The 20,148-nt window shown below is 55.1% G+C and carries 18 protein-coding genes; 7 read left to right on the top strand and 11 right to left on the bottom strand.

Translation table 11 applies throughout. From position 1 onward, the window contains the following. Nucleotides 1-11: 11 nt before the first annotated feature. Both KWG64_RS09980 and hpxO read right to left on the bottom strand, forming a co-directional pair. Nucleotides 12-1,583, bottom strand: a complete 1,572-nt coding sequence (locus KWG64_RS09980; RefSeq protein WP_218521812.1) for a hypothetical protein — start codon at nucleotides 1,581-1,583, stop codon at nucleotides 12-14. Between the two features lie 142 nt (nucleotides 1,584-1,725). Beyond that, nucleotides 1,726-2,883, bottom strand: a complete 1,158-nt coding sequence (gene hpxO / locus KWG64_RS09975) for an FAD-dependent urate hydroxylase HpxO (RefSeq protein WP_195816313.1) — start codon at nucleotides 2,881-2,883, stop codon at nucleotides 1,726-1,728. A gap of 246 nt (nucleotides 2,884-3,129) precedes the next feature. On the opposite strand from hpxO, the gene KWG64_RS09970 reads away from it, so the two are divergent. Beyond that, nucleotides 3,130-3,984, top strand: coding sequence for a LysR family transcriptional regulator (locus tag KWG64_RS09970; RefSeq protein WP_218521811.1), 855 nt, complete (start codon nucleotides 3,130-3,132; stop codon nucleotides 3,982-3,984). 96 nt (nucleotides 3,985-4,080) lie between these two features. Continuing rightward, a complete protein-coding gene (locus KWG64_RS09965; RefSeq protein WP_218521810.1) occupies nucleotides 4,081-5,499 on the top strand; it encodes an amidohydrolase family protein in 1,419 nt (472 codons plus the stop codon). 85 nt (nucleotides 5,500-5,584) lie between these two features. Here the strand turns inward: KWG64_RS09965 and ssb1 are convergent, their stop codons facing one another. Next, nucleotides 5,585-6,130, bottom strand: a complete 546-nt coding sequence (ssb1, locus tag KWG64_RS09960; protein ID WP_195825267.1) for a single-stranded DNA-binding protein SSB1 — start codon at nucleotides 6,128-6,130, stop codon at nucleotides 5,585-5,587. 347 nt (nucleotides 6,131-6,477) lie between these two features. Between ssb1 and uvrA the strand changes: the two genes are divergently transcribed. After that, on the top strand, nucleotides 6,478-9,333 hold the full coding sequence (gene uvrA / locus KWG64_RS09955) for an excinuclease ABC subunit UvrA (protein ID WP_152327413.1): 2,856 nt from the start codon (nucleotides 6,478-6,480) through the stop codon (nucleotides 9,331-9,333). A 77-nt stretch (nucleotides 9,334-9,410) separates the two neighbouring features. On the opposite strand, the gene KWG64_RS09950 is transcribed toward uvrA, so the two are convergent. The 3 genes from KWG64_RS09950 to KWG64_RS09940 form a co-directional block, all read right to left on the bottom strand. After that, complete coding sequence (locus KWG64_RS09950) at nucleotides 9,411-10,166, bottom strand: hypothetical protein (RefSeq protein ID WP_218521809.1); 756 nt, start codon at nucleotides 10,164-10,166, stop codon at nucleotides 9,411-9,413. Further along, the gene (locus tag KWG64_RS09945) at nucleotides 10,145-11,185 is read right to left on the bottom strand and encodes a hypothetical protein (RefSeq protein WP_218521808.1); all 1,041 of its coding nucleotides are present in this window, start codon (nucleotides 11,183-11,185) and stop codon (nucleotides 10,145-10,147) included. Before KWG64_RS09945 ends, KWG64_RS09950 begins: the two co-directional genes overlap by 22 nt. Nucleotides 11,186-11,281: 96 nt before the next feature. Beyond that, nucleotides 11,282-12,202 carry a LysR family transcriptional regulator gene (locus tag KWG64_RS09940; RefSeq protein ID WP_218521807.1) on the bottom strand — a complete coding sequence of 307 codons (921 nt, stop codon included), beginning with the start codon at nucleotides 12,200-12,202 and terminating at the stop codon, nucleotides 11,282-11,284. Between the two features lie 101 nt (nucleotides 12,203-12,303). On the opposite strand from KWG64_RS09940, the gene KWG64_RS09935 reads away from it, so the two are divergent. Both KWG64_RS09935 and KWG64_RS09930 read left to right on the top strand, forming a co-directional pair. After that, nucleotides 12,304-12,924: a glutathione S-transferase family protein gene (locus KWG64_RS09935; protein ID WP_218521806.1), complete on the top strand. Its 621-nt coding sequence runs from the start codon at nucleotides 12,304-12,306 to the stop codon at nucleotides 12,922-12,924. Between the two features lie 6 nt (nucleotides 12,925-12,930). Continuing rightward, nucleotides 12,931-13,851: a pyridoxamine 5'-phosphate oxidase family protein gene (locus KWG64_RS09930; RefSeq protein ID WP_218521805.1), complete on the top strand. Its 921-nt coding sequence runs from the start codon at nucleotides 12,931-12,933 to the stop codon at nucleotides 13,849-13,851. On the opposite strand, the gene KWG64_RS09925 is transcribed toward KWG64_RS09930, so the two are convergent. After that, complete coding sequence (locus KWG64_RS09925) at nucleotides 13,833-14,186, bottom strand: MmcQ/YjbR family DNA-binding protein (RefSeq protein ID WP_101074872.1); 354 nt, start codon at nucleotides 14,184-14,186, stop codon at nucleotides 13,833-13,835. The genes KWG64_RS09930 and KWG64_RS09925 overlap by 19 nt on opposite strands. A gap of 150 nt (nucleotides 14,187-14,336) precedes the next feature. Then, nucleotides 14,337-15,530, bottom strand: coding sequence for an amino acid aminotransferase (locus KWG64_RS09920; RefSeq protein ID WP_195816320.1), 1,194 nt, complete (start codon nucleotides 15,528-15,530; stop codon nucleotides 14,337-14,339). Nucleotides 15,531-15,757: 227 nt separating this feature from the next. Between KWG64_RS09920 and KWG64_RS09915 the strand changes: the two genes are divergently transcribed. Beyond that, entirely contained in the window at nucleotides 15,758-16,507 is a 750-nt protein-coding gene (locus KWG64_RS09915; protein WP_218521804.1) for a 3-oxoacyl-ACP reductase family protein, read from the top strand. Between the two features lie 66 nt (nucleotides 16,508-16,573). Here KWG64_RS09915 and KWG64_RS09910 read toward each other — a convergent pair whose 3' ends face one another. Both KWG64_RS09910 and KWG64_RS09905 read right to left on the bottom strand, forming a co-directional pair. Next, the gene (locus KWG64_RS09910) at nucleotides 16,574-17,206 is read right to left on the bottom strand and encodes a YitT family protein (protein ID WP_218521803.1); all 633 of its coding nucleotides are present in this window, start codon (nucleotides 17,204-17,206) and stop codon (nucleotides 16,574-16,576) included. Nucleotides 17,207-17,470: 264 nt separating this feature from the next. Next, nucleotides 17,471-17,935: an Lrp/AsnC family transcriptional regulator gene (locus KWG64_RS09905; protein WP_165061242.1), complete on the bottom strand. Its 465-nt coding sequence runs from the start codon at nucleotides 17,933-17,935 to the stop codon at nucleotides 17,471-17,473. Between the two features lie 250 nt (nucleotides 17,936-18,185). Between KWG64_RS09905 and KWG64_RS09900 the strand changes: the two genes are divergently transcribed. Further along, the gene (locus KWG64_RS09900) at nucleotides 18,186-18,965 is read left to right on the top strand and encodes a transporter substrate-binding domain-containing protein (protein WP_218521802.1); all 780 of its coding nucleotides are present in this window, start codon (nucleotides 18,186-18,188) and stop codon (nucleotides 18,963-18,965) included. Between the two features lie 3 nt (nucleotides 18,966-18,968). Here KWG64_RS09900 and alr read toward each other — a convergent pair whose 3' ends face one another. Beyond that, nucleotides 18,969-20,048, bottom strand: a complete 1,080-nt coding sequence (gene alr, locus KWG64_RS09895) for an alanine racemase (RefSeq protein WP_218521801.1) — start codon at nucleotides 20,046-20,048, stop codon at nucleotides 18,969-18,971. Between the last annotated feature and the right edge of the window lie 100 nt (nucleotides 20,049-20,148).

Here is a 20,148-nt window from a genome sequence, read left to right as displayed (position 1 = left end):
GTGACTCAGATTCAGGCCGACGTGTTTTTCAGCTGCACCGGGTCCGCTTCCAGCAACACCAGACCGCTGAGATCCGGCAGCGACTGATGCGCCAGATAATCCCGGAATGACATGCGTGGCGCATCGCTTTGCCACGCGGATTGCAGCTTGCCGAGCAAATCCGTGGTTTTTGACGTTTCCACCGGCGTCGTCGTGTCGGATTCCAGCCAGCCTTTCACATACTTCTGAATATGCGTTGAGGTGCTGGCCGACTGATCCACAGACGCGCTCACCAGCGCCCCTTTGTGGTACTGCACCGACGTCGTGCTTTCGGCTTTGTCATCAATCTGATAGTAGAGATAATTCTGCGAATCCCGGTCACTGGTCAGATTCAGCTTCAGCCCCGGCGTTAGTGACTGGTGGAAGCTCGCGACCAGATGCGACTGCTGCTTTTGCGTGATATTGCGGTTCTGCGTGCTGTCGCCGGTGACCGTGCTGGCCTGCGAAACCTGATAAGAGAAAGTATCCACTTCGTCAGGGCGCATCGGGTTGGTTTTATCCGTTGGCGTCTGCGTGACTGACGCCGTGAAATCGGCCAGCCCGGACATCATGTTTTTGTCGGTTTTGGTCAGTGAAAAGTGAACCGGTTCTGGTCCGCTGCTTTTGTACGTAGTCGCCGACGCGCCGTAATTGCTGTTAAGCGCAGTAAATGCATCTTTGAACATGTCCATCAGCGAAGAGTCGGCGTTGCCCCGCGTTCCCGCACTGCTGAACTGTTTCAGATACTGATTCAGCGCCTGTTTCTGCTGTGAGTCGGTACCGAGAAGCGCGCGTTTGCTCATGTCGACACTGATATCCACCGTGCCCAGCTCGCCGGTAGATTTCACCGAACGCGTGCTGGCGTCGGCGCGGAAATCCAGTGTCTGAACGTTGTTTTTGGTGCCCAGCGTGGCGTGCAAATCAACGGAAGACAGCACTGAGGTATCGAATTTTGTTAACCCGCTCAGATCAAGCTTTGGCGGTTGCGCGGTCAGCCCGTCGATGGCTTTCTGAAAACCGTCGGCCAGGCCGGCCAGCGCCGTGCGATCGGCATCACTGAGCGTGCCTTTGGTGACGTTCACCTGCACACCCAGACCGTCGGCATCGCTGCCCAGCGTAATATCCACCAAGGCACCGCTGGCCGTTTTTACGCTCAGGGTGATCTGGTTATCCGCTTTGGTATGAAGTTGCGATTGCGCGCTGCTGACGGAGGAAGCCGGACCCGCCGTCTGCTTTAAGACAGATTGCGAATAACTGCCCGCATCCGTGGTAAAGCGCTCCAGCAGCGCCGCACCCAGCCCGGCAAAACGCGCCGCATTGCCCGCAGAACTGAAATTTCCCGCCAGCTTTGACGAGATAAGATCGGCAGATGCATTTTCCCACACCAGCGCCGGTTTGGTGATGGCGTAAACCGGCGTGCTGCTGGTCGCCTGCCCGATCGTAACAGAAGTCGACTGCGTCGCCGCCGCTTGCTGGCTGGCAACGGCGGTCACGGTTGCCGTGGTTTTGGTGGCGGCCAGCAGCGTAGTGGCTGACTGATTGCCTGTCGCAGAAATGATTGTCATCCTGATAGTTCCCTTGTTTTGCGCCATAGCGCCAGTGGATACCCTGATCCTTCTGATGCTATTTTCGGCAAAACCACAGGAAACTTTAAGGATATGTAAAAGTTTGTTTCTGAAAAAACGGACAACGACGCCCGGCGTCAGGTCATTCCAGCGGGCCACCCAGAATGGTTTCGCACATGCCGGAAAGAATACGTTCGCCGGTTTCTGTTTTTAGATCCTCATACCACTGGCCGGTGACCGCCATGTCTTTACCGTGCGTCACGTCGCAGCGCTTACGTGCTTTCAGCACCAGATCTTTCACGCGATACGCCCGCTTTTCCTGATAGCGCAGCAGTGCGTCTTCAATACCTAACGAGTTGGTTTGCAATACATTGGCCAGCACCACGGCGTCTTCCATTGCCGCGCAGCCGCCCTGTCCGATATCTGGCGTTGTGCTGTGGCCGGAGTCGCCCAGCAGCGCAATCCGCCCTTTCACCAGTTGCATAAACGGTTCGATATCGTGGATTTCAATCCGGTTGGTGGTGTCAGGATTAATCAGGCTGATGAGTTTCTGCACCGGTTCTGCCCAGCCGGCAAAGTAGCGCTGTAAATCGTCGCGCACCGTGGCGCGATCTTCCGGCAGGCCTTTCGGCAGCGGAACGTCAAAGAAAAAGTAGAAACGGTTGTCGCTTACCGGCATCAGCGAAACGCGTTTGCCTTCGCCGACGAACGTCGTCCACTGATCGGCAGGCGCGATACTTTCATCAATTTCCACCAGCCCGTTCCAGTTAACGTAACCGGCATAACGGCGCTCGGTGGCGTAGCCCAGAACGTGCTGACGGATCACAGAATGCGTGCCATCGGCGGCAATCAGCACATCGCCTGTCGCTGATGACCCATCGTCAAACCAGGCAGTGACGCTGTCTGCGGATTCCTCAACGTGCGTAACGCGTTTGCCAAACTGCACCTCGTCGCGGCCATAGGTATCGAGCAGCATCGACTGAAGCTCCGCGCGCGCCACCGGATACGGCTGCTCGCCCACGCTCTGAATCAGCGGATCCATCGAGAAGCGCGTCATCGTCTGGCCCTGCTGATAATCTTTGTAGGCCATAAAACGCATCTGCCCGCCCAGCTTGCGCAACGGTTCTTTCATCCCGAGATAATTCAGACATTTCACGCCGTTCGGCCAGATAGAAATCGCCGCGCCCACCGGTTTGATCTCTTTCACCGCCTCGTATACCGCCGTTTCGATGCCAAAACGCTTGAGCGCAATCGCCGCACATGCTCCGCCAATACCGCCACCAATCACGATCGCTTTCATATTTTTCTCCTTGAAGTCTCACAAGGAAAAAGCAATTTCTGTACCAGAAAGCGGATTTGCGCAATAAGCCTTGTATACAATCTTAAGGCAAATAAATACCCGCCGAAATCCGGCCGGAATGCGCTAAAACAAGGCACTCTTTTAGCGCAAACGGAGCGCAACAAGCCAGTCTGGTGCGTGAGCGCGAAGGTTGATACTCTTCTGACTATTCAGATTTCAAATACCATAACCAGAAGTAGTGATGAAATGAATCGCTATCCCATGTTCAGCCCGCAACAGTTGCTCAGTTTTGTGGCCGTCTGCGAAACCGGCAGTTTTACCCGCGCCGCCGACCGCGTTTATCTTTCGCAATCGACGGTCAGCCAGCAGGTCCGGCGGCTTGAAGAAGCGCTAGGTAAACCCTTGCTCGAGCGCACGTCGCATCAGGTTCAGCTTACTGAAGAAGGCGAGCGGCTGCTCGGCTATGCGCGGCGGATTATCGCGCTTAACGGCGAGGCGCACGACGCGCTGAGCGATCAGTGGCCGGACGGCATTGTGCGTCTCGGCGTGCCGGAAGATTTTGCTGCCGCCACCACGTCTTTGCTGGCGCAGTTTTGCCGTGAACATCCGCATATCCGGCTGGATGTGACCAGCGGCCTGAGCCACGAACTGCGCCGCGCGTGGCAGCAGGACATGCTGGATATTATTCTGGTGAAACAGCTGACCGGCGAGAAAGCCAATGCGTCGCGCCCCGAGCCGATTCTGTGGCTCGACAGCGCCGGGTTTCCGGCTTTTGAGCGCGACCCGGTGCCGCTGGTGCTGTTCCCGCTCAACGGTTTGTATCGTGAAGAATTGTGCCAGGCGCTGGACGCCATCGGGCGCAGCTGGCGGATCAGCTACAGCAGCGCGAGCCTCGCCGCGCTGGTCGCCGCAAGCGCCGCCGGGCTGGGCATCACGCTTCTGCCCGCCAGCTGTGTCACGCCGGAACACCGTATTCTCAGCGCAGAAAGCGGCTTACCCACCGTGGATAACGTCGAGCTGGCGCTGTTTTACCGCCCGGACGCCACGGCGGCGCAAATCGCGCTGGCGGGAAAATTGCGCGAGTTTTGCCAGCTCAGCTGAGCATTGCGTTTCCCACTGACAGGCAGTGGGAAATATCGCAGCCGGAACCGGAGAGATCTTTTAGGGTGAAGAGAAAAGCAGCATCCTCTGAGCATCATGAATAAGGAATTCGACGTGCAAAACCCTCAGCAACAAAGCCGCAGAAACTTTCTCTCAAACAGCGCAAAAGTCACGGCCACCGGTGCCCTGCTGGCCTCCGGCATGGCGTCGGCGTCTGCCGTCCGCGCTGGTCAGAACATGGGAACCTGCGACGATCCCCGTCAGGCGACGACGATTTCTGCCACGCACTACCAGCTGCGCAATGTCCGGCTGGAAGAAGGTTTCGAGCGTGAAGGCGACATGGTGACTGGTACGCAAACCGGCCTGTACAATCTTGATATCAATAACGGCAAAATTGTGGCGATTCAGCCTGCAAAAGACGCCCCGGCCAGCACGTTACCGGCCTTTGACGCTAAAGGGCTGCTTCTTCTGCCTGCCACGCGCGACATGCACATCCACCTCGACAAAACCTTTTACGGCGGCAAATGGGAAGCGCCGCGTCCGCGTAAAGGCAAAACCATCATGGGTATGATTGCCCGCGAGCAGGTGCTGATCCCGAAACTGCTGCCGACGTCGGTAGAACACGCCGAAGCGATCATCGGGTTGCTGCATTCCAAAGGCACCACCGTGGCGCGCAGCCATTGCAATATCGACCCGGTCAGCGGCCTGAAAAGTCTTGAACACCTGAAAATCGCGCTGGAAAAACATCAGCAGGATTTCAGTTGTGAGATCGTGGCGTTTCCTCAACACGGTTTGCTGCATTCGAAAGTGGACGGCCTGATGCGCGAAGCGATGCAAATGGGTGTGCAGTACGTCGGCGGACTGGATCCGACCAACGTTGACGGCGCAATGGAAAAGTCGCTGGACGCGATGTTCCAGATTGCGCTCGACGCAAATAAAGGCGTGGATATTCATCTGCATGAAACGACGCCTGCCGGGATCGCCGCAGTGAAATACATGATTCAGACCGTGGAGAAAAACCCGCAGCTGAAAGGCAAAGTGACACTCAGCCACGGTTTTGCGCTGGCGATGATGCAGGGCGCGGAGCTGGATGAAGTCATCAACGGGCTGTCCGAACAGCAGTTCACCGTGGCCTCCACCATTCCGCTCGGCAAACTGAATATGCCGCTGCCGCAGCTGAGCCAGAAAGGCGTCTTCGTCATGACCGGCACCGACAGCGTGATCGACCACTGGTCACCGTTCGGCACCGGCAGCATGCTGGAAAAAGCCAGCCTGTACGCCCAGCTCTACGGTAATTCCGACGAATTCGGTCTGACCCGCTCCCTCGCCATCGCCACCGGCAATGTCCTGCCGCTCGATGATGCCGGGAAACGCCAGTGGCCCGCACTCAACGACAACGCTGAGATGATTCTGGTCGACGCCAGCTGTTCAGCCGAAGCTGTCGCGCGGGTGTCTGACGTCAAAGCGACATTCCATCAGGGAAGACTGGTGTTTGGCGCGGTAGAGAAGGTGTAAGGGTCAGAAATTGTCTGGTGCAGAAAAGCAAAAAGCCCCGTGAGGGGCTTTTTAGTTTCAGATTTTGACGCCCGAAGGCACAGAATCAGAACGGGATATCGTCGTCGAAATCCATTGGGGGTTCGTTGCTTTGTGCTGGCGCGTTGTTTTGCGCAGCCGGACGAGCCTGCTGGCCGCCGCTGAACTGGTTGCCGCCTTGTGGCTGCTGAGGCTGACCCCAACCGCCCTGCTGGCCGCCGCCTGCTGATGCCTGACCGCCACCTGCTGGTGCGCCGCCGCCGGTACGGCCGCCGAGCATCTGCATGGTGCCGCCCACGTTAACAACGATTTCGGTGGTGTATTTTTCTACGCCAGCCTGATCGGTCCATTTACGGGTTTGCAGTGCACCTTCGATATAAACCTGTGAACCCTTTTTCAGGTATTCACCGGCAACTTCGGCTAATTTGCCGAACAGCACAACGCGGTGCCATTCTGTTTTTTCTTTCTGCTCGCCGGTGGCTTTGTCACGCCAGCTTTCGGAGGTTGCCAGCGTCATGTTGGCAACGGCGCCGCCGTTTGGCATGTAGCGGATTTCTGGATCTTGTCCGAGATTACCGACGAGAATAACTTTGTTTACGCCTCTGCTGGCCATGTGGATTCTCCTGATGATGTATGTCGTGGCTGAAACCACAGTTTGAGATGTGAGAGACTCACTTCGTATCATTATAACCACAAAACGCCGCCGTCATAACCACAAAACACAGCCGGGCTCGAACGGATGTTCTTCGCCGGGACATTCATTCCATAATGCTCAGTAAATGATCGCCTGTTACATCGAGTACTGGATATACATTCAGGTTTTGGGGTGGCATGGGCTGTGATTTGTGTCATAATTGCGCGTTACGTTCTTCTCTGTGCCTGATTCGCTGGCCGGCGCGATGCCACACTTTCCGACGGTCACCGGCACGGTGAGCTATCAAGTTAATCCGGGAATGATGAATGGATAAGATCGAAGTTCGGGGCGCACGCACCCATAATCTCAAGAATATCAACCTGATTATCCCGCGCGACAAACTGATTGTTGTCACCGGCTTATCCGGTTCAGGCAAGTCCTCTCTGGCGTTCGATACGCTGTACGCCGAAGGCCAGCGCCGCTACGTCGAGTCGCTGTCTGCCTATGCACGCCAATTTTTATCCTTAATGGAAAAACCGGACGTCGACCATATTGAAGGTCTGTCTCCGGCGATTTCGATTGAGCAAAAATCAACATCACATAACCCGCGTTCCACCGTCGGGACGATTACCGAAATCCACGACTACCTGCGTCTGCTGTTTGCCCGCGTGGGCGAGCCGCGCTGCCCGGACCACAATATTCCGTTGTCCGCGCAGACCGTCAGCCAGATGGTGGATAACGTACTCGCGCAGCCGGAAGGCCAACGCCTGATGCTGCTCGCGACGATCGTGAAAGACCGTAAAGGCGAGCACACCAAAACGCTGGAAAATCTGGCATCACAAGGCTATATCCGTGCGCGTATCGACGGCGAAGTTTGTGATTTGTCGGATCCGCCGAAGCTGGAATTGCAGAAAAAACACACCATCGAAGTGGTCGTTGACCGCTTTAAAGTGCGTGATGATCTGGCGCAGCGCCTCGCGGAATCCTTCGAAACCGCGCTGGAATTGTCCGGCGGTACCGCAGTGGTCGCCGATATGGATGACCCGAAAGCCGATGAAATGCTGTTCTCTGCCAACTTCGCCTGTCCGGTGTGTGGCTACAGCATGCGCGAACTCGAACCGCGTATGTTCTCGTTCAACAACCCGGCCGGTGCCTGCCCGACCTGCGATGGTTTGGGCGTGCAGCAGTTCTTCGATCCGGAACGCGTGGTACAAAACCCTGAGCTTTCCCTGGCCGGTGGCGCAATCCGCGGCTGGGATCGCCGTAACTTCTATTATTTCCAGATGCTGCGCTCACTGGGCGAGCATTACGATTTCGATGTGGAAGCGCCGTTTAACGAACTGAGCAGCGACGTGCGCCATGCAATCCTGCACGGTTCCGGCAAAACCACCATTGAATTCAAATACATCAACGATCGCGGTGACACATCAATCCGTCGCCATCCGTTCGAAGGTGTGCTGCACAACATGGAACGCCGTTATAAAGAAACGGAATCCAGCGCCGTGCGCGAAGAGCTGTCTAAATACATCAGCAACCGCCCTTGTACATCCTGTAAAGGCACACGTCTGCGCGAAGAAGCGCGTAACGTGTTTGTCGAAGAAACCACGCTGCCGGAAATCTCTGATTTCAGCATCGGCCATGCGATGGATTTCTTCCGCAACATGAAACTCAGCGGCCAACGCGCAAAAATCGCTGAGAAAGTGCTGAAAGAAATCGGCGATCGCCTGAAATTCCTGGTGAACGTCGGCCTGAACTACCTCTCGCTGTCCCGTTCTGCCGAAACGCTGTCCGGCGGCGAAGCCCAGCGTATCCGTCTGGCGAGCCAGATTGGTGCCGGTCTGGTAGGCGTGATGTACGTGCTGGACGAACCGTCCATCGGCCTGCATCAGCGCGACAACGAACGCCTGCTGGAAACCCTGATCCACCTGCGTGATCTCGGCAATACGGTCATCGTGGTAGAACACGACGAAGACGCAATCCGCGCCGCCGACCATATTATCGATATCGGCCCTGGCGCTGGCGTCCACGGCGGTGAAGTGGTTGCAGAAGGCACCGCAGAAGACATCATGGCGAACGAAGAATCGCTGACCGGCCAGTTCCTCAGCGGTAAACGTGAAATTTCTGTGCCTGCGCAGCGTGTGCCTGCGGACGCAACGAAAGTGCTGAAACTGTCCGGCGCGAAAGGCAACAATCTGAAAGATGTCACGCTGACGCTGCCGGTGGGCCTGTTCACCTGCATCACCGGCGTGTCCGGCTCAGGCAAATCGACGCTCATTAACGACACGTTGTTCCCGCTGGCACAGCGCGAACTGAACGGCGCGACCATCGCCGAAGCTGCGCCATACCGTGAAATCGAAGGTCTGGGGCATTTCGATAAAGTGATCGACATCGACCAGAGCCCGATTGGCCGTACGCCGCGCTCTAACCCGGCGACGTACACCGGCATTTTCACGCCGGTTCGCGAACTGTTTGCCGGTGTGCCGGAATCACGTTCACGCGGCTATACGCCGGGGCGTTTCAGTTTCAACGTCAAAGGCGGCCGCTGCGAAGCCTGTCAGGGCGATGGCGTGATCAAAGTCGAAATGCACTTCCTGCCGGATATTTATGTGCCGTGCGATCAGTGCAAAGGCAAACGCTATAACCGCGAAACGCTGGAAATTAAATACAAGGGCAAGAGCATCCACGAAGTGCTGGAAATGACGATTGAAGAAGCCCGTGATTTCTTCGACGCCGTCCCTGCCCTTGCGCGTAAATTGCAGACGTTAATCGACGTCGGCCTGACGTATATCAGCCTCGGCCAGTCAGCGACCACGCTGTCCGGCGGTGAAGCGCAGCGTGTGAAACTGGCGCGTGAGCTTTCCAAACGCGGCACCGGCCAGACGCTGTATATTCTCGACGAACCGACCACCGGTCTGCACTTTGCCGACATCCAGCAATTACTGGAAGTGCTGCATCAGTTGCGCGATCAGGGCAATACCATTGTGGTGATTGAACACAATCTGGACGTGATTAAAACCGCGGACTGGATTGTCGATCTGGGGCCGGAAGGCGGCGCAGGCGGCGGCCAGATTCTGGTTGCCGGGACACCGGAAACCGTCGCGGAATGCAAAGAATCGCACACCGCACGCTTCCTGAAACCTCTGCTCGAACGCCACAGCCAGCAGGCGAAGAAAACGGCTTAATGTTATGCAAAAGGCCTTCCCGACGGGGAAGGCCTTTTTCTTACAGCAAGATGTCAGACGCGACGCCAGTTCCTCAACTACAGACCAAACCCAGTTCTGATTCGGTTAATGACGTCATCCATTGAACCGCGCTCATTCAGTGAACGAAGATCGACATTTTCATCAGGCAGTTTTGCAAGAAAACGCTCCATGTCCTCACGTATACTCACGGGGATAGCAACGGCGTCACTCGTTAGCTGACCAGACAGCCGGAGAACATCATTTCGATGCTTATTCACCACCCTCGAATCTATCTGCTCCCCAGATTTCCTACGGTTTGAAAGATCCAGCCACGCATTCATTTTGAAAGGAATTAACCGGTCTGCACCGATATACGAGAATAATTCAGTACGCTGAATTCCCTGTCTGAGAAACGCGTAATAATGTTCGTCGAGAAGAATGGCCGAAAGACTGGAAACACTTTCATTCTTTGGTACAGGCGTGATTTGAGCATCTTCCGGGATTTCCATTCCTTCTGGAGAGCGGGAGAAAAGCTCAATCTGAATGGGGAAGCTGGAGTTTGCCGGTTTCTGGAAGCGGTAGAAAATGGGCTTGCCTTCACTGGTCTGACGGATTTCGTAGTTGCCCGACTTTATGAATTCCCAAAACACGTTTACAAAATCAGGCGTCAGGGCCTCAATAATGAGCACGATATCCAGGTCTTTCGTCGCGCGAAATTCTTCCCCGGCTTCATCCATCGTGATCCAGGATGCGACGCCGCCGATAAGTACGTATTGATCCTGATGTTCTTTGAAATGCTCGCCAAACAGTGTTAATCCCCGAATTTCATCCATGGGTAATTCTCCCTGAACTCGCTGAGTGCAAGCTGCACGCGCTCGTCCGTGTTGTCTTTTTGGGTCAGATAGAGCGATATCTCATCAACGATATGCGTTGCTGCTTTAGGGCTCTGATAACGCCAGATTTCAACCGTCGCCCTTGCGCTGTCGATGTGCGTGGCTTCCTCAAATTCCCCACGTTTCAGGAGTGAGGTAAACACTTTTCGCGTCATCGCAAAGACCGGCTGCGCACTTTGGGAAAGCATTGTGTATTGCGCTAAAGCGCTGTCTCCGGCGTAACAAACGCCCTCTTCCAGAGACGGGATTTTGTTGACCCAAACGCGTTTGCTGACCGGATTGCGCATCACCCGCAACGCCTTTTCAAACGTTTCTGAGCGTGAATGCCTGAGTGAATAAAAACGGGTGGAGAAATCTTTCTCATGCGTTGAGACGAGAAGCCCGGATTTCTTCAGCTCAGAAATGGCTTTCGAGAGCGTCACCCGGCTGTACTGGTACGGGCCCATTAACCGCTCTGCCGTGCAGATAACGCCCGGTTGATAGATGGAGTCATCGAATAAAAGCGGGATCAGCATAGCCTGAGTCGCGGGGGAAAGATCGTTCCCGGTGTCTGATCCGGTGGTTTTTTTCCTGTTCCGGAAGGCTTCTCGCAAATCCATCGCCAGCTCAGGGACATAGAACTGGCTTTTGATCGCGATGAAATTGATGTGATGTTCAATCAGGCTCCGGCGTTCTGCCAGATTCATATTTTCGCTGACATACACCACGACCTTATTTGTCGCTTTCTCAATAACCGACAGCCTTTTTTTCAGTGCAACAATGCCCGGGTACTCGTCGTCGCGCTGCAAGGCAGCCAGCACCATCAGCGGGTTTTCGCCGGGCACACAAATTTCCAGCTCGCAGAAGCTGTAAAACGCCTGAACACTGAATGAGACGTTGAGCTTCACCTCGGTGGCTTTAGCGCGAAAACCTAAAATTGATTCAAGATACGCGACCAGTTTAGTTATTTTCGCTGTCATTTGCGGCTCCGTGAAAAGTCATTTTTATCAGTGTAAAGTGATGAACTTTTCATGTCAAAAATCACTTTACACCACAAGACTATCTGGAAACCTTGTTCAACCATTTCCCAAATCACTTTTCAGAGGATGCAACTGCGGCAGCACGCTCAGGCGCTGGAAGGCGAAATCCCAGAATGTCCGGACTTTGCGTGGCATTTGCTGCACCTGTTGCGCGACCAGCTGAACCGGCAGCGGCAGCGGTTCGAAATCCGTCAGCAGCCGGACCATGCTTCCGGCCTGCAAATCTTCGCTCACCTGATAAGACAATAACCGCGCAATCCCGCGCCCGCTTCGCACCGCCAGCAGCTGGGATTCGACATCATTGAGCAGCAAACGCGGAGAAAGCCGGACGCGCAGATCGTCTTCGTGCGGCCCGAACCGCCATTCACGGATTTGCGTGCGCAGCGTGCCCATGATGGTCTGATGCGTCGCGAGATCTGACGGATGCTGCGGCAGACCGTGTTGCGCCAGATACGCCGGGCTGGCGACCAGCACGCGGGTGACGTCAGCCACTTTACGCGCCACTTTGCCCGAATCTTCCTGATGCCCGATGCGCACCGCCAGATCCAGCCCTTCGTCGATTAAGTCCAGATTCCGGTCGCTGAGCATCATCTCAATCTGCATGTCCGGGTTCTGTTCGAGAAATTCCATCACCAGCGGCGCAACGTGTTTACGCCCGAACTGAACCGGCGCAGTCAGCCGCAACAGGCCGCTCAGCTGGGTTTCAGCGGTGTCTTCCACGGCGTCCTGATAGTGGCTGAGCAACAGCCTCGCTTTTTCAGCCAGACGTGCGCCCGCTTCTGTCGGCGCCAGGCTGCGGGTGGTGCGCTCGACCAGTCGCGCACCGAATCGGTGTTCCAGCGAGGCAATCGCGCGCGTGATTGCTGGCGGCGAACGGTGAAGTTTACGGGCGGCTTCCGCCAGGCTGCCATACTGAAGTACGGCGACAAAAATCGCCATTTCGTCCAAACGGTCCATAGATTCTTCCACAAAGTGAAACACTCAATTTCAATCTTCGTGGATCACAATCATTTCGCGCAAGAGTAATGTTTATACGACACAGACAAAGGAGACATTCCATGCCCGCTATCCAGCTTTTCGGCACGCCGCTATCCGGCCACTGCCACCGCGTCACCTTATTGCTTAAGATGCTCAATCTGCCTTTTGAGCTGAAAGAAGCTGGTGCCGCCGAACGCAAAACCGAAGAATTTGCTCACCTGAATCCGTTGCAACAGGTGCCTGTTTTAGTCGATGGCGAACACGTCATCACCGACAGCAACGCCATTCTAGTGTATCTGGTGAAACGCTACGCACCGGACAGCCACTGGCTGCCGGAAGATCCGCTGAAAGCAGCGGAAGTGCAGAAATGGTTGTCCCGCGCCGCCGGTGAAGTGCGTTTTGGCCCGGCTTCAACACGGATGGTGAAACAATTTTCTGCACCGGAACCTTATGACTACGCGCTGGAGCTGACGGCGAAATTTTTGCCGCAGCTGGAAAAGCATTTTGAAACGCATGAGTTTCTGGCGACCGATCGCACTACGATTGGCGATCTGGCCTGCTACAGCTACATCGCCGCGGCGCCGGAAGGCGGCGTTTCGCTGGAAGATTATCCGGCGATCCGCCGCTGGCTGAAACGGATTGAAAATCTGCCGGGCTTCACGCCGCTTCCTGCGTCGCCGTTGCCCGAAAGAGCGCTGTAAGCCGCCATGAACAGCGTATTTCATACCGATGAAATCCTGGCGCAGGATCTGGCGGGGTTCGATGTTTCTGCGCACGGAATACGCGAGGCGATGCCGGAACAGCACCGGTTGTTTTTTGCCGCGCTGCCTTATCTGTTTGTCGCCACGCTGGATGAAAATGATTGGCCGGTGGCGACGATCCTGACCGGTCCCGCCGGTTTTATTCGCGCGCCGGATGACAAACATCTGCGGGTGAATGCGCCACGGCGTCCAGACGATCCGGCGCAGGCCGCGCTGGAACCTGGGAAAGAGGTCGGTGCGCTGGGGATCGATTTCTCCAACCGCAGACGAAACCGGGCGAACGGCAGGATCGGCCGCATGGACAAAAACCGGATCGAGATCCTCATCGATCAGAGTTTTGGCAACTGTCCGAAGTATATTCAGATCCGCAAACTGACGGACGTTCCGGTACACCAACCGCTGCCCGCACGCGAAGACATGACGGAACCGGACGAAGACGCCCGCGCGCTGATTGCGCGTGCCGATACCTTTTTCATCGCCAGCCACGCGCATGGCGGAACCGATGTGTCGCATCGCGGTGGTCAGCCGGGGTTTGCGCATCTGGTGGGAAACCGGCTGTGGGTGCCGGACTACCGGGGAAATCAGTATATGAATACGCTGGGAAATCTGCTGGCTGAGCCCCGCGCCGCGCTGCTTTTTATCGATTTCGCCAGCGGCGATATTTTGCATTTACAGGGGCACACCAAAATTCACTGGCAGCCGGAGGAAATCCCCGGTCCTTCAGGTGCGGAACGTTACTGGAGCCTGGACATCACCCGCGTATGGCGCTTTCGCGCAGCGTTGCCGTGGCGCGGAGAAGCGCCTGATTATTCGCCTGCGACACTGGGCACCGGCCAGTGGCCCGGCGATCAGACGCCGAATTCCTGACGGGTGTTCTCCGGCAACGCGGAAACGACCATTTTGTAGGAACTGTCGATCAGGGAATAAAGCTGAGAGTTCGGCAAACTGCCGTCAAGCACGACGGTATTCCAGTGCGCTTTATTGAGGTTCTCGCCGGGAAGAATGCAGGTGTGTTCAGCCCGCAGCTTTCCGGCCATTTCGAGGCTGGTTTTCAGCGAAACCGCCTCAAATCCCTGACAATCGCAGAACATTGCGAACATCACGCCGCCCACTTTTATCTGATTCGCACCGTATTGGTTCTGCGTACTTTGCTCTGCTCCGGGTTTTCCCATGCAGTAGTCGAGCAATTCCAGACTGGTCATTTTTGCCTTTCTCCGTCTCTGAGGTGAACGATTCCATTACCGAAATCGTCTATTTAGTGTGCAGCAACATGGCGAAAAAGAAAGGGATGAGATCGCAAATACAAAAAAGGGCCGACATCGCTGTCAGCCCTTTTGGTGTAAAACGGGGAGTTATTGCACGGCAGCGAAGGCTTCGGCGACCTGTTTCACGTTATGGTGATTCAGGCCGGCCATGCACACGCGACCGCTGAGGATCAGGTAAACGCCGAATTCTTCACGCAGACGGACAACCTGTTCTTCGCTGAACCCGGTGTAGCTGAACATCCCACGCTGTTGCAGCAGGTAATTGAAATCACGACCCGGCAAGGCGACTTTCAGGCTGTCGACCAGCGTGTGACGCATTTCAAGAATACGGGTACGCATTTTCTCTACTTCGGCTTTCCACTGCGCGTTCAGCGCGCTGTCGCTCAGGACTTTCGCCACCACTTTCGCACCGAAATTCGGCGGGCTGGAGTAGTTGCGGCGCACGGTCGCTTTCAGCTGGCCCAGTACGCGGCCCGCGGCGTCGCTGTCTTCACACACCACGGACAACCCGCCGACGCGTTCACCGTACAGGGAGAAAATCTTCGAGAAGGAGTTGCTGACGAAGCAGTTCACACCGGCAGACGCCATCGCGCGGATCGCGTAAGCATCTTCATCAATGCCTGCACCAAAGCCCTGATAAGCAATGTCGAGGAATGGGATCAGCTCGCGCTGTTTCGTAATTTCGATCACCTGATCCCACTGGGCCGGCGTCAGGTCAGAACCTGTCGGGTTGTGGCAGCACGGATGCAGCAGCACGATGCTTTTCGCTGGCAGGGTTTTCAGGCGGTCAGTCATCGCCTCAAAGTTTACGCCCAGCGTTTCAGGGTCAAAGTACGGATAGGTGTGCACTTTGAAGCCTGCGCCACCAAAAATCGCCACGTGGTTTTCCCAGGTCGGGTCGCTCACGTAAACTTCTGAATTCGGGAAATAAAACTTCAGGAAGTCAGCGCCTACTTTCAGCGCGCCGGAACCGCCAACGGTCTGAATGGTGGCGATACGCTGTTGTTTCAGCGCCGGATGTTCTGCGCCAAACAGCAGTTCCTGAATGCCTGCGCGGTACGCTGGCAGGCCTTCCATCGGCAGATACACTGACGCGGCCTGTGGCCCGGCGTTCAGCTGTTGCTCTGCGTTTTCCACCGCAGCCAGTTGCGGGATAATACCCTGCTCGTCGTAATAGAGACCGATGCTCAGGTTCACTTTGTCTTGTCTTGGATCGGTCTTAAAGCTTTCCATCAGCGACAAAATCGGGTCACCGGCATAGGCATCAACATGTTGGAACACGGTATACATCTCCTTGGTTTGGTTGAGTGGCGCGGCAATCCACGCCAGTCATACCGGCGCATCGCTGCTCTTTCACAGACTATCAAAGTTCGTTAAAAAAGATGACAACATTGTTGTCAATTTTCGGGCACCCATTGCATATAAAACCGCCCGTTCGTCTGAGAAGCTAATCAGCCCAGATAGACTAGGATCTAACAGTCACCTCATTCGAACCGGAGCCATTTAAAATGACCACTCAGCAATCACTGCAAGGCAAAGCCGCTTTTGTTCAGGGCGGATCACGCGGCATCGGTGCCGCTATCGTTAAGCGCCTGGCCCACGACGGTGCCAGCGTCGCTTTCACCTACGTTTCTTCCGACGAAAAAGCGCAGGCACTGGTGAAATCCATCGAAGCCACCGGCGGTAAAGCCCTTGCGATTAAAGCCGACAGCGCCGATGAAAGCAGCGTGCGTTCCGCTATCGACAACGCCGCTCAGGCTTTCGGTAAAATCGATATTCTGGTCAACAACGCCGGTGTTCTGGCGTTCGGCGAGTTGGACGCGCTGACAATCGACGATTTCGACCGCACCATTGCGGTTAACGTGCGCAGCGTTTTTGTTGCCAGCCAGCAGGCCGCGCGCCATATGCCGGACGGCGGCCGCATCATCACCATCGGCAGCACCAACGCAGATCGCATTCCGTTCCAGGGCGGCGCGGTGTATGCCATGAGCAAATCCGCGATTGTCGGCCTGACAAAAGGCCTGGCGCGTGATTTAGGCCCGCGCGGCATAACCGTCAATAACGTGCAGCCCGGCCCGGTGGATACCGATATGAACCCGGCTGACGGCGAGATGGCAGAAGGGATGCTGAGCTTTATGGCACTGGATCGTTACGGTAAAGACAGTGAAATCGCCGGTTTCGTGGCGTATCTGGCAGGCCCTGAAGCGGGATATATCACCGGTTCCAGCCTGACCATCGACGGCGGTTTCGCTGCATAACAGGGCGACGACGGACATAAAAACAAGGCAAAAAACGGTGCAGAAATCTGCGCCGTTTTTTTTGCATCAGACGCTGTAACGCCCCGGCCGGTGGTTCATGGCGATAATCAGATTAACGATCACCGCGCCCAGAATGGAGGCGATCAGCATTTCAACGCTGACCACAAACAGCGACGCCAGCACGATGCAGCAGTCGACGCCCATCTGGAATTTACCGGCGCGGATGCCATATTTATCCTGAAGGAACAGCGCCAGAATATTCACGCCACCGAGGCTGGCTTTGTGGCGAAACAGGACGATAAAGCCAATCCCCATGATGACGTTGGCAAACAGCGTGGCGTAGAAAGGTTGGAGATGATCGAAGTGAACGAACAGCGGGTGCAAATCAGAGAACACCGAGACCAGCGCCACCGCCGCAAATGTTTTCAGCGTGAACTGCCAGCCCATGCGGCGGATGGATAAATAATAGAACGGTAAGTTGATAATAAAGAAAGCCGTACCGAATGAGACGTGCGAAATATAATGCGCCAGAAACGCCATCCCCGCCGTTCCGCCGGTCAGCGCGCCGACCTGACGTAGCATCACCACGCCAAACGAGACCATCAGCGTACCAATGATAATCGCCAGCGCATCTTCAACCAGCGTGTGCCCGCTGTGCGGTTGTTCAGCGGCGGGCTTAATATTGTCCAAACTTGCCATAATTCCCCTTTCCCCGGATAAAGATACTCAAAAGTCTTTTCGTGATAATTAAGGAGACGGGGAATTAAGGCAATATTTACGCACGCAATTTGCATTAAAAAACGAAAATAAGATTTTGTGACGCGTTAATTAATCTTTACATGCACAGATTGCGCATTTTAATTCATTTTCATGCACCAGAAACGGGAATTCGCACCAAAATAAGTCACCATAATAGTGCGTAATAAACAGAGGGTTTTATTTATTACGCTGGCGTTATTTTTATCAGGCTAAGGTTAAAAGACCGTTTTCTTTTAAACGGTTAAGCACAACCGAGGTTTTCACGTGCGCCACACTTTTGTGCACAGAGAGGATTTGGCTGATCAATGTGCTCAAACCGGCCAAATCTTTGACGGCGACTTTCAGCAGATAATCCGCATCACCGGTGGTTTTATAGGCGTCGATGATGGCATCGACTTCACCGAGCATGCTGTGGAAAGCGTCAACTTGTGCAGGTAAATGGTTGATAAGTCTGACTTCAATCAAACCTATCATACCCAGACCGAGCGCTTCCGGAGCCAGACGTGCATGATAACCGAGGATTAACTGCGCCTGTTCCAGACCAATGCGGCGACGTGAGCATTGTGATGCGGATAATCCTACCAGTTCGCTTAATTCCTGATTAGTCAGTCTTCCGTTAGCTTGTAATAAGGTCAGAATTTTCAGGTCGTAATCATCAACGCTGTACATAGCACCTTTCCTGTCGTTTTAATTTTTGTTTATAGTGATTTAACTTTGCAAAGACTATACCCAAAATAATTCAAGTTGTTTGAAGGCGGCAAAGCCGTGAATCCCCGGGAGCTTACTCGAGTAAGTGACTGGGGTGAGCGGGTGCAGCCAACGCATAAACAGCTTGAAGTATGACGGGTATATACCGGTTAATTACTTATCGGCTGTTTTTTCTTATACTTGCGCGTGATTTAAACTCAAGGAAAGAATAATGAAAAAAATCCTCTACCCTCTCGCATTTCTTGCCGTAATACCCGCACTGGCCCACGCAGACGCCACCTCATCCCGTCTTGAACGTGTATTACAGAAAGGTTCGCTGAACGTCTGTACCACTGGCGATTACAAACCGTACACCTTTTTGAAAGAAGACGGCCAGTACGAAGGCATTGATATTGCCATGGCGGAATCACTGGCGGCCAGTCTGGGCGTAAAACCGACCTGGGTGCCGGTCACCTGGAAATCGCTGCCGGATGAAATGAACGCCGGGCATTGTGATATCGCGATGGGCGGCATTTCCGTCACGCTGAAACGCCAGCAAAAAGCATGGTTTGCCAATGTGCTGGATCAGGACGGGAAAATTCCGCTGGTGCGTTGCGAAGATGTGCGGAAATACCAGACCGTTGAGCAGCTGAACAAATCCTCCGTTCGCCTGATTGAACCGGCGGGCGGCACCAATGAAGCGTTCGTTCACAGCCATCTGCCAAAAGGCACGCTGACGCTGAGCGATAACGTGACGATTTTCCAGAAGCTGGTGGATAAGAAAGCCGACGTGATGATTACCGATGCGTCTGAAGCGCTGTATCAGCAGAAACACTATCCAAAACTGTGTGCGGTAAACCCGAAAAAGCCGCTGCAATATGGCGAGAAAGCCTACATGCTGCCGCGTGATGATATTAGCTGGAAGATGTATGTCGACCAGTGGCTTCACCTGAGTAAAGCCACCGGCGAATATCAGCAAATTGTCAGCCAGTGGCTGGCGGTGAAGAAGTAAACGTCAGTCGCCAATATACTGGCGGCAAACCCTTTCGCTGAGCTGCGTGACCAGTTCATACGCACTGATGCCGGTTGCCTGCGCAACGCGTTCAACCGGCAGAGCTGGCCCCCAGAAGATGACTTCATCGCCAACTTTATCCGTCGCGTCCGGCCCTAAATCCACCGTGATCATGTCCATCGAAACGCGTCCGACCAGCGGCACGATGCGGCCATTGACCTGCACCGGCGTTCCGCTCGGCGCACTGCGCGGGTAACCGTCGCCATACCCCATCGCCACCACGCCCAGACGGGTGTCGCGATCGCTGGTCCAGGTGCTGCCGTAACCGACCGGTTCACCGGCGAAATGCTCGCGCACCGCAATCAGGCTGGAGGTCAGCGTCATCGCTGGTTGCAGACCAAAATCGCTGGCGTCTCCGGTTTCCAGCGGCGATACGCCGTAAAGGATTATCCCCGGACGCACCAGACTCATGTGCGACTGCGACCAGAGCAGGATCCCGCCGGAAGCGGCAATCGATTTTTGCCCCGGCTTACCGGCGGCAAACGCATTAAAACAGGCCAGCTGCTTCGGCGTAGCATCGCTTTCCGGCTCATCGGCACGGCAGAAATGACTCATTATATTGACCGGCTGAACAACATTTTTGCAGGCGCTCAGGCGCTGATAAAACGCCTCAGCCTGCGCCGGGTTCACGCCCAGACGGTGCATGCCGGTGTCGAGTTTCAGCCAGACATTCAGCGGGCGCGCCAGTTGCGCGTTTTCCAGCGCGTCGAGCTGTTCGATGCTGTGAACGGCGGTATCGAGCTGATGTTCCACCAGCAGCGGCAATTCATCCGGTGAGAAGAAACCTTCGAGCAGGAGAATGGGTTTAACAATGCCGGATTTACGCAGCGATAACGCCTCGCTGAGCCGGGACACGCCGTAATAATCGGCATCCTGCAAGCTGTGCACCGTTTCCAGTAAACCGTGCCCATAAGCGTTTGCTTTCACGACCGCAACGAGACGACTTTGTGGCGCCAGATGACGCACCCGTTGCAGATTGTGTCGCAGAGCGCGGCGATCAATGACAGCCGTAGCCGCTTTCATTTTGAGTCCTTTAATGAAATGGAGAGTTTCCGAAAGCGGGGTTGAGAACCAAACCCCACCTGACCTCCCCTTCTGAAAGGGGAGGGATAAAGTCAAAACC

The organism is Rahnella sp. PD12R, from assembly GCF_019200965.1.
GTDB lineage: Bacteria > Pseudomonadota > Gammaproteobacteria > Enterobacterales > Enterobacteriaceae > Rahnella > Rahnella laticis.
This window is presented reverse-complemented; position numbering and strand designations above follow the sequence as displayed.